Here is a 13,085-nt window from a genome sequence, read left to right as displayed (position 1 = left end):
ATTGGGTGCTATCGCTTCTGAGCGGATTCGAGACCGGTATGTCGAAGCCAATCCCCGTCATCAAGCCCCCGCCCGGTAGGTCTCGTCGATCTGGATCAACCGTCCGCGTCGGACGCCCAGATCGATGACAGCTTCGAGTCTCTCCCGGCTCGGACCTGTCAAACGCTTCTGGTTGAAGATGGTCAACCTCTTGCGCAGCAGGGTGTCGTAGTCCGGCTGGCCAGTCTGCGCGCACACCGACATCATCGCGTTGATGATTTCCTCCGGCGCTACGTCGGTGAGCGCCCGCGTCAGGTCGCTGTGCGTCCTGCGGAATCCTCGCCACGTCGCGCGGTCCAGCTCGCGTGGCCAGGCGAAATCGCCCAACTCGTCGGACCGCTCGATCAGCTCGTCGGGCACGGTCTGCAACACGAACTCGCGGCGTCCCGCAGCGACTCGGTCGAAGCCGAAGCGCCTGGCCACATTTCGTGCCAGACGATCGAGCGAGATCGGACCTTCGATTTCTACTTTCTCTTGGACAGCCCGGGTGATGGTGTTGCGCACCGCAGGTGAGTGCACGCGGTCCAGGTCCTCGCGCACGCCGAGGTTCGACGTCGGTGCCTCGATGTATTCGATATTGCGGCCATGCCAATTCCTCGGCTCCGCGATCGTCAGCGCGAGTTCTACGACGGTCAGGCTTGCCACGCGTAGGGGTTCCGACTCCTCCGGGGTCGCGCCCAGTTTGATCCACATGTCGCTGTCAGGCGCGAATTCGTCGGGCGACTCGATGGCGTCGTCGACCACCGTACCTGCGGCCGCGATGGCAGCCGCTTGAGCCTCGGCCGCCGCGTCGATCTCGGCCTGGCGAGCAGCCAGTCGCTCCTTGGAACGGCTCACGGCGTCGGCGATCTGCGTCATGACACCGTCGGGGTTGTCGATCCAATCCGGAAGCCACACGCGGACGGACGAACCCCAATGCATCATCGATTCCAGCAATTGCGGCGTCAGGTCCCGATCGGCCACCGTCGGTCGCTGCGCCCACTGCGGACCGTCCAACATGACGGCAACCTGCCATTGCTCTGAACCCGGTTCGCGCACAACCACATCCAAGACGAACTCGGACAGACCGTAGTTGGCTTCGACTTCGTAGCCGTCCTCGCGGATGGATCGGACCAGATGCTCCTGCACCGCGTCCGACGCTCCACGCGAATGCGCGGGTCGAGCGTCGTCGATCCGCGAATTCTGCGCAGCCATCTCGAGGTACCCACGCAGGTGAGCGATTCCGACCGACCTCGTGCGCGACAGATCGATGTCCATCGGATCGAACGAGGTGAAGATGACCACCTTGCGTCGGGCACGTGTCACGGCCACGTTCAGTCGCTTCTCGCCGCCGGTCCTGGTCAACGGGCCGAAATTGAGAGGCAGCTTGGGGTCGTCCGGCTTCTTCGAGAAGGCAGCGCTGAAGAGGATCACATCCCGTTCGTCACCCTGCACGTTCTCCAGGTTCTTGACGAAGATCCCGTCTTCGCGATCGTCTCGGAGCTGATCGAGGATGAGCGGATCGCCCGACGCCTCCAGGAGATCTCGGACCAGCGTCTGCTGCTGTGCATTGAAGGTGACGACGCCGGTGCTTTGATCGGCGAGGTGAGCATTCCACAGTCGACTACGAATCTCCGCAACAATCGCTTCCGCCTCAACGATGTTGATGCGTATGCGATCCTTGGTCTCGCGATTGAAGTGGCCGTCGACGCGCCGCCACTCGACACCGGCAGTGTCGTCGCCACCAGGAGACGGGAGGCTTGCGAGCCGGCCCTCGTAGTACTTCTCGTTCGAGAACGCGATGAGCGACTCGTCCTGACTGCGGTAGTGCCACGACAGCCACAACCGTGGAACTCCGGACTCGACCGCCTCGGTGAGAATGCTGTCGAGATCTTCCGGGATGACCTCGTCGTCCTCGGTGTACTCGTCGCCGTCGTTCGTGTTGACGACGCCGATCGCCGTCGGCGGCATCTGCTGTGAATCGCCGACGATCACCGCAGACCGGCCACGCCCCAACGCGCCGATGGCTTGGGGAACGGTCACCTGAGATGCCTCGTCGAACACCACGAGGTCGAACGTGACCGAGCCCGGTGGCACGAACTGTGCGAGCGATGTCGGGCTGACGAAGAAGCACGGTGTCGCTTCGAGGATGTAGTTGCCGTAGCGACTCATCAACTGGCGGAACGACGTTCCACCGCGCTTGGCATCGAGGAGTCGTCGAAGATTGCCGACCTCACCCGTCAACGAACCGGCGTGGAAAGACCGACGCTCCAGTAGAGCGGCCGGGAGTGCGGTGACCTGTTCTGCACGACCGGCAGCCGACGCGTTCGCGAAATCCTCGATCTCCCCGTCCTTGATGGCGCGATCGAACTGCGTGAGGCCGTGCTTGCGGCGTCGTTCGTCGTGAGAGGTGACCGCCACTCCGCGCATGAACGCAATCTCGGCTTGCCCAGCCGGAATGACACCGGTCAACAGCTCCTCGACTAGATCGTGCAACCCTGCGGTACGCAAAGGGTCGAGGTAACCGGTCATGGTGGACCAGTGGCGAATTGGCGCGCTGCCGTCTGTCTGGATGGCGTCGAGCCATGACCGCGAGTCTCGCTGGCACGCACCGAGCCAGTGAATGCCGTTACGCCACCGGTCGACGTCGACGTCTCGGGCACCCAGAATCTGACGCCACGATCGCCATGCTTGCGAGAGGTCGTCGAGGACGGCGATGTCCTGCGGACTCAATGGACCGGTAGCAACGAGGGTCTGCCACAGCTGTGGGTGCGCCTGAAGGAACTGCGCGGACTGTTCGATGTAGTCGAAGGACGACTGCAGGTGGCCGATTGCATCCGGGCTGAACGGATTCCAGATCGGGGGTGCGAACTGCGTCAACAATTCGTGCATGTGCCGCACCGTGTTTGCGGTGAGCTCTCGCGCGCCAGGGATCGACCTCAGAAGTGGGAGAGCGGTCTCGGGATCCAGCTGAACGCCCGGCAGTAGTCCGGGGGCCACGTCGCGGATGAAGTGTTCAATGCGCTTCTTCTTGCCGAACAGGCCTTTTCCGGCTTCCTCTGCAGCAACGGCTAGAGACTCGGTGTCACCGCTGTCGATGAAGCTCGGCGTGAAGACCGACGTCAAAGGACCGCATTGCCGCTGTAGCAGCGAAATCTCGCCCAGCAGAGCGTGTTTAGACGCAACCCACTGTGCGGATTGTGTGGCGGTCAGGTTATCCGCCGTGGGAATGGCCCGACCGACCTGCCGTCGGGCTTGGGGGAGAAGGAGTTCGATCGTTTCGGGATTCGGAAGCTGTTCGGCGATGTACCGCACGATGTTGCTGTGGTGGACTGCATCGAGAGCAGCGGCGAGCCGCGATGCGACAGCACGAAACTGATTATCGGTGGCGTGTTGATCGATGGTTCCCGCGATGGTCCACGGGTTGTCGCGACTGATCGGGACGGAACGGGCAGCACGCTCGAATTGCCTCAGGGCCCCGGTGATGTCGGCGACCGGAACAGCCGGATTGCCGACGTATGTCGCGGGGATAGGCGCGATCGGCCCATCGCCGAGACCGAGCATGGTGTCATAGGCGGACCAGAGCGAATGGTCGACGCCGTTTTGCTGGTGGATCTTGACGGGGTAGTCGTCGAGTGGGACGTGGCGCGATCGGACGTCGGCGAGCTTGGCAGCCCAGGTCCTGTTTTTATAGGTGGCAGAATTCTCGATCGCGTGCTTCAGCTGCGATCGAATTGCGTTCGCACTCTGGTTCTTTCCGTGCAGGTCCAGCGTGAACTTCGTGAGGCCGACTTTGTCGAGACGTTTCTTGACGACGTCGAGCGCGGCTTGCTTCTCGGCGACGAAGAGAACCGACTTGCCCTGCGCGAGGGTGTGCGCGATCAAGTTGGTGATGGTCTGCGACTTGCCGGTTCCCGGAGGGCCTTCCAGGACGAAGGTGTGGCCGTCGGCTGCAAGGGCGACGGCTCGAAGCTGAGAACCGTCGGCCGGGATCGGGACTGGTACGTCGAGCTCGTGAACCGGGACTGACTCGATGGCCGAGCCGTCCGGGCGTCTCGCGTCGCGGAAGGACTCGCCGGCGCTGTGGGTGAGGTGCCGGACGATCGGACTCTGCTCCAGAATGTCCCAGCTGTCGGTCAGGTCCTTCCACATCCCGAACGTGCCGAACTGGCAGATCGCGACGGACGCGGTCTCGTCGATTCTGAAGTCGAGGTTGTGCTCGACAAGCGCCGATCGAATTTGCTTGAGCGCCTCGTCGATATCGATTCCGTTGTCGTCCAGCGGAGGGCTCTGCAACGCGGGAATCGTTGCGTTGTGCTTGATCCGGAGCCATTCGACGAGGCAGTAGTTCGGCGTCGAAACACCCGCAGTGTCGACGGTGATCTTGAACTGGCTGCGGCCGGATCCACCGACGACCTTGATCGGAAGCAGGAAGAGCGGAGCACGGGCCTCGTTGCCCGTGCTGGTGGTGTGGATCAACGCACCGAAGGTGAGGTAGAGGTTGGCGTTGCCGGTCTCCTCGAACATCGTGTGCGCGGTGCGCTGAAGGTGCTTGAGCCGTGCCGGGTACGTGTCCTTGGTGATGACGGCATGAATGCGCTTCTGATCGCGGAGGTAGTCGAGGATCGTCTTGTCATCGATGTCCTGTGCGCGTCGGGCGCCCTGGAGTTCGTGGATCGAGCTGAGCTCGTCGTGCGGCATCAGTTCGATGCTGTGCCCGCTATGGACGAAGTCGTCGAGTAGAGCAAGACCGGATGTCGGAACGTGAAGGTCGATGACCTCGCGCGTCGGCTTGAGGTTGAGGAGACGATTGCGAGTGCTCAGGTCCAGAAGCGATCGCTTCCACTTCTGGACCCGCGGCGGGGCGGTGTCGCTGGTGTCGAGGACAAGGTCCGACGTGTCCTGCGCGTCGAGAAGTTCTGCGGGGAGGCCCAGGTCGGCACGGCTCGGCACCGGCGACGACGCCTCGGCCTTGGCCGCGACCACCTCGTCGAGGCTCGGAAGCGGGCGGATGCCGTCTTTGCGTGCCGATGAGATCGCGACGACGCCGCGCAATCCGTCGCGGTTGGCGAAGTGCCGTTTGGCAACGACGACTGCGTTCTTGAACGAGCCGGACTCGCTGGTGTCGTGGTACATGGCCTCGACGGGTACTATGCGGCCGGACTCGACGAGGTTGATCAGTGCGTTGGGTTCCGTGATCGTCGAGTGCGCGAGCTGACTCTCCTCGCGCAGGAAGCCCGCGAAGGCGTGGCCGTCGATCAACCAGAGGACGGGACGGAGGCCGACCGCTTCGAGGCACGCTGCGTAGGTGACGGCGAGGTCGATGCAGGTGCCGAAGCGTTCGTCGAGTACCTGGGCGGTGGTGCGGATCTTCTGTCCGGTGTCTTCGAACGACGCGGGCGGATCGATGTAGCGGATTTGCTGGTGTCGTAGAGCTTCGTAGATGCCGGCTGCGATCTGAGCGGCCCGTTCGGGGCCCTTCTGATATCCGCCGAGCGACGGATCACCCGTAGCGGATCCGAGCAGGTTCGATGCGGTGTCGAGAACCGAACTGACTGCGCGGGTGTTCGGCTGAACGAACGCGGCTAGGGAGTCGTAGAAGACTGGTGCGTTGAACCATTCGTTGTGCGCGAGAACGCGAATCGGTGCGTTGAGATGAATGTCCTCGCCCCAGAGCCTGGACACCGTGACGGAAATGGTGGCTGGGTGGCTCTCATTGAGTGCGCGCAGGTGGGGGACCGGCGGCACGATCGACGAGTAGTTCGACCAGACGATATTTTCGCCGACGCGGAGGGGACCGTCGTGCACGTCGACGCGCTGCGTCGAGAGTTGTTCGCCTGAGCCGAACAGCTGGACGGAGGCTCGGACGTCGACGATGTCTGCGTCGGAGAGGTTCACGATCTCGATGCTCGTGATCAGCGGGACACCGTTGTAGACGAGTGCAAGATTGACCGCGGGGTGAGCATGAATCTCGATGGACACGCCGTCGACCACCGTGCGGAACGGGTTCAGTTCCTGTTCGAGATCCTGCATTTATCCTCCGAGCTCCGTCTTTCATCGCCTTGTCGATGGTCGCGGCAGTGCCGCCAACCTTCACACGCTAGAGGGGCCTACCGACAAGGTGCATCCGGAACGGTATCGGACATGAGGGTGTCTTGCTTACTGATGCTAAGAGAGTGGCGGGGGATTCATTTAGTCGAATGAATTTGTCGGCTTCTGCTGGCGTGTTTCGCCATTGTGAAGGCAACTCAGTGACGTTCGATGGCTCTACCCAGGGTGTGTCGTGGCTCCGCTGTACGCTGCGTCCAGTACTGAATGTCGGTTCAAATCGGTGGAGTAATTCTGTGTGTGGTGCGATGTCCGCTCGTGTACGGGCTGCAGTTCTCGACAGCCCGAGTCTCCGATGATGCCGACTCCGCGCGAAGCGGTTGCACAGTGGGCTGACGATCGACGATTCGGGCCCGAGACCAAGTTTGCCGAGATCAAAGCAGTCGGACTGCCGGCCAACGAACCCAAACGAAGTGGTTTCTACCTGCTCCGCTTCGAGGATGACACTTTCTACCTCGGCGAGTCGGTCGATCTACGGTCCCGCATGGGTGGGCATCGGACGAAGTGGGGTGACGAGATCGCCACTGTGCGACTGCTGGTGCGCACCGCGTCCAAACAAGAGTTGAGGCGGGTCGAGAGGAAGCTCACCCACGAACTCGAAGGGGTGGGCGCGCCACTGCGAAACGTTCTCAACGCCAGCATCACTTCTGGAGTCGACGCGTTGAGCGAGTTGCTCGACGAAGAGGGCCAGGCGAGTTGGCTGCGCGACCCCGTCGGCTACAACTCTTTAGATGACACTCCGTTGAAAGACATGGAAGGGCAGTCGATTCGGTACTCGACGGCGGCGAAACGCTATCTCGAGCACGGGGACGAACCCGAGGTCACCGACCTACTGCGGCGTTTCATCGAGGGTTGTATACCGGCTCCACGCGCTACCGAATTTCAGTACTGGTCGGTCAGCACGGGGACATACGGTAATACGAGGTTCCCCCGCCGATTTTGCGTGAGCGTGGGAAAGATGGAGGTCTTTGTCCTCAGCGCGGACAAGAAGCGCGGCGGGGAGCTTTTTGGGCACGTCAACGTGCGCGCCAGCGTGTTGGACCAATTGACGGACGTCGACAGCTTCCTTGAAGACCACCCAACGGTCCAGCTTTCCGAGAGTCCGTACGACGACGCCGGATCGGATGCCGTTCGTCTTGACATCGATGGCCTCGAAGCGATGACCAAGTTGATGTCCGATAGACGAGTTGTGGCGGCGGCGGGCGCTTTGGTGCTGGACCTGATGCGGAAGCACTTCTGCGTCTACACGCGGTATCACTGCCCTCAGCTGGTCGAGCGCGTCTATCCCGAACTTCGTCGTCGTCCCGCCGAGAGTCCAACGGAAGCGGGCAGTGCACCCGATCTGGCCGTCGAGCTACCTGCGTCATCTGCGCAGAGCGTCATGGATGAGCCCGGTACCTTCGATGAGATCGAAGATCTCGGCGACGTCGAGATTTACTGGATCGTCAGCCCCGGACCGAAGTCTTCGAATCGAAACCAGGTGTCGGACTTCTTCACCCGAAGTGAATGGCGCATGGATCCGAACCCCCGCTACGAATCGAAGGTAGCCGACATGCGACCTGGTGAACGGATCGCCGTGCGGACGCGGCGTAACGTCGTCGAGCAGGTGCCCTTCGACCGTCGGGGGCATGCCGTGTCGGTGATGGACTTTCACCTGCGTGGCGTCGTCACGCACAACCCAGGGGACGGGTGCTCGGTCCAGGTGAAGTGGGAGAAGCCGACAGAACGTCCGTCTCGTTTCTACCTATACACCAGTCAGGACACGGTCTGGCCATTGGCTTCGGGCTTCCAGTTCGTGTGGGACCAACTCATCGATTTCGCATTCTTCGGTGGCGAGCAAGATATCGATAGGTTCAGGAACGCGCCGTTCTGGTTGGACCGCTTCGGAGACTGAACGTAAACGTGCACGGCGAGGAGGGCCAGGAATGTCGAGTCGAGGGGCTAGTCGTCCGTCGGTCAACGAACTGTTTCGCACCGAACTGGAGAACGGCGGCTGGGAAGTAGTGGAGGGCAGCCGTTCTCGTGGTTTCCGATGCTGGCGGGGTGATGAGACCATTCACTTCATCGCTCTAGGCGTGTGGGAGTAAAGGCAAACCGACCTAGACATCCTGTATGGTCGTGCACTCCGCGCAATCAGTACCGTGTCTGATGTCGACAGCTTCGTGATCGTGCTCCCAGAATCTGCGAGGAATTACCGTGACCAGATACATAGCCAAGTGAGGGAACGGCTTGGATTGGAGATCGCGGTACTACACGAGTCCGGTCGGATCGAATGGACCGATGGTGTCGGCGTGCGATGGTTCGCGGCGGTGGACCTCGATAGGGTTGGACAAGTGGGGAGCGCCCTCGCGGACCGTGTCAGACGTATTGCGACACGGTTTCAGAAATAATCCGACTATCTATCTTTCATCGACTGCCTCCTGTATGGAAGCTTAGAAAAATTTGCACAAACGCAATAAGAATGACGCGGGGTTTATTTTAAGGCTTTCATTCCTAGATTAAATGCGGTACGCGCGCCACGAGTGCGTCGAGGTGAACAGTCCCCGTCGAAGCGGGTACCGCCGTCACCCCAAGATCGACATGAACCGGGGATGTACCAGTCTCCTCCTCCAGGTATTCGCTGTATCTTTTCAAACCTTGAAAGCGCACTTCATCGTGAGTCAGGTGGTGAGATTTACGCGTTGAGAACCTAATTTTCTGATGCGGAACGCCAATTAGATGGGCAACACTGATAACGCAAATACCGTCATGCCCAGCGGAGCGAATTTTGTCGATGTCGCTGCCAAACCATTGCGCCGTGTGCGCGAGCGTGTGATTGAGTGCGAACGACGCGAATGTTGACTTAAACTCGATCGGAACGTCTCCGACGCTTAGGTCGACCATTCTCTGCGCCCCGACTGTCGACTCGCGCCTGATCTCCGATGGTGGGATACCCATCTGGAGAAGCTGATATGCGGTCTCTTGGACCCAGACCGATTCAGCGTGTCCAAGGGTGCTCGCAAACGCGAGGCGCGCCCTGCCGGCAGTGTCTCGTTTGATTGCGGTTAACCCAGCTACGACTGCAGTTGCAACGTCCTCGAACGCTGGATGTTCAGACTCTGGGGCTTGTATTGCAAGCGCATCGACCACAGCGGACTGAACGTGAGCAGGCACACCCATGCCCGCGCCACCTCCCCAGTGCTTATCGAAGAGCGCCGATCGTGCTTTTTCTGCATCGTCGAAACTGACGTTGAAGTTCTCGAGCAACGCGCTGACGACTTGGGTGTATTCAGAAACTCTACCTCGAAGCGCGATCGAGGGGTCTGGAGCCTCCGTCGCATCGATTAACAGCTGACGCATAGCGGGCACGTTGCATCCAGCACCGGCAGTTTCTGGGTTGATGATCCATATAGTCTTCGACATAGCAGGGATCATTGCATGGCCGCCCGAATATAGTCCGCATGTTCAGGTCGATTCGTCGTTGCAGTTCCAGCTAGATCGGCAGTCCCTTCGACCATGTGTTGGCGTATCCCAGGTAAACGTGGCCAAATCGATTAGTTATTTCGCTGCATCCTGCTGGTCGTTGACGTGCCCGAAGTTCATCGTCCTCGTTCTATAGATGGTCAACGAGTCCGACGCATTTCCGCACGAAGGTCAACCCATTTTGGCGTCATCACCTACAATCCCTCAACCCAATACGCCCACCTCGGATCACCCATCTGGATTCTCGCCCTGGCCAGCTTCCATGACCCATATTTGTGGTAGTCGTAGTCCCAGGCATCGGAGAGCTTGTGGTTCACACAGCCCCACAACCCCCATTTGACGTCGGCGAGGAAGCTGCAGACCTGGACCCGTGAGACGATCGACCACTCCGCCCGGCCGAAGAATTCTTCGATCAACTCCATGATCTGCTGCTCGCCGTAGAACATTTCTGTGACCAAGACGGCCAGCTCGTAGGCGCGATCATTGTTCGACGCGAACTCGTAATCCACCAACTTCATCGGCAAACCGTCACCGATGAGGATGTTGCCAGGCATCGGGTCATTGTGGCACGCAACCAGATCCAAGCCGCCTGCCAACATGGCCGACTTGACCTGCCGGTACTCGGTCAGAATGACCTCGGCGTCGCGCGGTAAGCGCACACCCAGCTCGGCCACCTGCTCGAGATGCTCGTCGATCATGTCGAAGATCGTCTTCGTCACGCTCAGCTTGCTGCCCGAATGCAGCGTCCGATAGACGTCGATCATCCCCAGCGGAATCTCCGGCCGCTTCAGATCACCGTTTGTGCAGGCCCGATAGCCCTCCAGGAACTCGATGACCTCGACACCGGTCACCGGATCGAACAACACGACCTCCGGGCCGATACCCAAAGCGCCGGCGCGTCGGGCAGCCTCGTTCGCGAGCGAACGGTCGATGAACGAATCCGTCCCGCTGCCCGGCAGTTTCATGAAGTAGCGCTTCGATTTCCCCTCGACGGTGATGCGCCAATTACTGTTCATCAGCCCACCAGGCACCGGGGAGTACGTCGTCCCCAAGCCTTCCCACTCGGGGATGGACGCGAGAGCCTTCTCGACCTGCCGCTCGGCTTCGGTGCGGGCGGATCCGATCGCGATGTCGTTCATGGTCACCTCAGATGTTTCGGATGCGGTCGTCGAAATGCGGGTCGCGCAAGCTTGCTCGTGCGCGCAGAAACTGCCAATCGGAGAACTTCGAGTACTCGTGAGTGCCGGGGCGCACGGCGTCGGCGTACAGGCCGATCAGTGCCCAGCGCAGCGAGTCGGCGATGCCGTAGATGCGGGCGCGGTCGAACAGCGCACTGTCGAACGACCCCCACGCCATCTCGAATACCTCGCGCGCATCGGAGTCGAACGGCCGGAGCTCGGCCATCAGCGCCCCTATGTCCTGCAACGGGTCCATCAGTGCCGCGACATCCCAGTCGACCAACCTGAAGCTGCCGTTGTCCAGTACTAACACGTTCGAGACGTTGCCATCGCCGTGGCAGGGGACGAGGTCGTAGCCGGCTGACTCGATCCGCGCCTGGGCCGGTGCGAGAGTGCGCGTCATCCAGTCGAAGTCGGCGGGCAATACGCCACCGACCTGGTCGATCACACTGCGCACCAGAGCGATGTCGTCGAATACCGATGCCCGACGCACCACACCGGTCAACCCGTGCACCGACTTCCGCAGCGCAACGAGCTTCTCGACGGCCGAATCGTCGTCGAACAGATCGAGCGTGGCGGTCGACGACACACCGGTAAAGTCCTCCATCACCAGCACGCCCGAGTCGGCGTCGGAGATGAAGACCTTTGGTCCGATGCCGGCCTCGCCGGCTGCGGTTGCGGCTGCGAACGACGCGCCGACGTCGACGTAGTCCCGTGCATGCGGTTCCATGACCTTCACGAACGCCGCGGAACCGGCGGAGGCGTCGGGGACGGTGGACCGGGCCGAGTACCGCTCGGAATCAGCGCCCCACCAGCTCGGGCTCGCCATGGTCGTCGCGGGGTCGAGCGACACGTCGGCGTAACTCCAGATACCCAATTGGCTCAGAGTCTCTCGTACTGTCATGCGCTTGCTCCGATCTTCTCTGCCGCGACGTCCGTCGGCCAGGCCATGTCGAATTCGCGTGCACCTTCGAGCCACTTCGTCAGGCGCAGCACTGCTTGGTCGGCGAATCGTGGCCCGGCGATCTGGATCCCGACGGGCATGCGCTCGGCGAATCCGAAGCAGATCGACGATGCAGGCTGCGCTGTCTGGTTGAACCACGCCGTGAAACTGCAGTGCGCCAACGGTTGCGCCGAGTTCAGCCCGACGTCCTCGGCACCGAACCCGATCGTCGGGATCACCGGGCTGATCACGAAGTCGAACTCATTCGTCTTCGCCCGCACGATTTCCTGGGCGCGCATCACCGCGTCGGTATCTCGGGAGAACTGGGCCGCAGTGTAATTGGCTGCACCCGAGGCCCAGTCGGCGACGGCGGGGAGTACCTCGGACCGGCGCGCTTCCGGGATCGACTCCCACTCGGTCCGAGCTCGTACTTGGAACAGTCGATCGAGAGCCGGGTACGGATCCTCACCGAAGATCGGCGGCATCTCGGTGACGACGGCACCCGCTGCGGACAGGTGGCTTGCTGCAGAACGGACGACGTGGAGCACGTCGTCGGAAATGGTTGTGCCGTGGCCCATGTCGAGCATGACGCCGATGCGAAGTCCGGCAGGGCTGATGGCCGCGTGTATGTCGGCGGTGTCTTCGTAGGGCAGGCTCCAGGTGTCCCGCGGATCGGGGCGGGTGATCACGCGATACAGATCGATGAGGTCGTCGACGGTGCGGGCCATGGGTCCGGCGGACCGCATCGTCGACGGCGCGAGATGCGGGATGCGTCCCTGCGTCGGCTTCAGCGCGACCAACCCGCAGTGACCGGCCGGCAACCGGACGGAACCGGCGATATCCGAACCGACAGAACCGAACCCGATTCCCGACGCCAAACTGGCTCCCGCGCCGGAACTCGATCCGCCGGTGTTGCGGGAGAGATCCCACGGGTTCCGCGTGATCCCGTACAGGGAGCTGACGCCTGCGGCCATCATGCCCATGTCGGGCATCGTGGTCTTGCCGACGACGACCGCGCCCGCCTCCTTCAACCGCGCAGCCGGGGGAGCATCGACGGTCGACATCGGCAGGTCCGCATTCGCTTTCACACCGTGCCGCCACGGCATACCGACGGCGTGGATGCTGTCCTTGATCGTGACGGGAATGCCGTCGAGATCGGACAACGCGCGCCCGGTCCGGAGCCGGTCGGTCGCGTCCTGGGCGGCCTTTCTGGCGCCAGGCTCGTCGATGTACGCGATCGCGTTGATCAACGGATTCGTCGTCGCGATGTGGTCGAGGGTGGCGTCGAGGACGTCGATGGGTGTCGACTCACCACTCGCGAAGCTCGCACGGAGCTCCGCGGTGGTCTTGGTCAGCAGGGGATTGGTCAACGGAAG

6 protein-coding genes are annotated in these 13,085 nt (G+C 61.7%); 1 reads left to right on the top strand and 5 read right to left on the bottom strand.

The features are described from left to right. Window positions 1-60: 60 nt before the first annotated feature. The gene (locus DK926_RS12905) at window positions 61-6,051 is read right to left on the bottom strand and encodes a DUF3320 domain-containing protein (protein ID WP_114330732.1); all 5,991 of its coding nucleotides are present in this window, start codon (window positions 6,049-6,051) and stop codon (window positions 61-63) included. 601 nt (window positions 6,052-6,652) lie between these two features. Between DK926_RS12905 and DK926_RS12900 the strand changes: the two genes are divergently transcribed. Further along, on the top strand, window positions 6,653-8,020 hold the full coding sequence (locus DK926_RS12900) for a hypothetical protein (protein ID WP_125833402.1): 1,368 nt from the start codon (window positions 6,653-6,655) through the stop codon (window positions 8,018-8,020). A 599-nt stretch (window positions 8,021-8,619) separates the two neighbouring features. On the opposite strand, the gene DK926_RS12890 is transcribed toward DK926_RS12900, so the two are convergent. From DK926_RS12890 to DK926_RS12875, 4 genes are all read right to left on the bottom strand, one after another. Continuing rightward, window positions 8,620-9,465: a hypothetical protein gene (locus DK926_RS12890; RefSeq protein WP_125833401.1), complete on the bottom strand. Its 846-nt coding sequence runs from the start codon at window positions 9,463-9,465 to the stop codon at window positions 8,620-8,622. A 317-nt stretch (window positions 9,466-9,782) separates the two neighbouring features. Then, window positions 9,783-10,727: a choline kinase family protein gene (locus DK926_RS12885; RefSeq protein ID WP_114330857.1), complete on the bottom strand. Its 945-nt coding sequence runs from the start codon at window positions 10,725-10,727 to the stop codon at window positions 9,783-9,785. A gap of 7 nt (window positions 10,728-10,734) precedes the next feature. Next, window positions 10,735-11,670 (bottom strand): phosphotransferase, encoded by a 936-nt coding sequence (locus DK926_RS12880; protein WP_114330728.1) that lies wholly within the window; start codon window positions 11,668-11,670, stop codon window positions 10,735-10,737. Continuing rightward, window positions 11,667-13,079: an amidase gene (locus DK926_RS12875; protein ID WP_114330727.1), complete on the bottom strand. Its 1,413-nt coding sequence runs from the start codon at window positions 13,077-13,079 to the stop codon at window positions 11,667-11,669. Before DK926_RS12875 ends, DK926_RS12880 begins: the two co-directional genes overlap by 4 nt. Window positions 13,080-13,085 lie beyond the last annotated feature (6 nt).

The organism is Rhodococcus sp. Eu-32, from assembly GCF_003336925.1.
GTDB lineage: Bacteria > Actinomycetota > Actinomycetes > Mycobacteriales > Mycobacteriaceae > Rhodococcoides > Rhodococcoides kyotonensis_B.
This window is presented reverse-complemented; position numbering and strand designations above follow the sequence as displayed.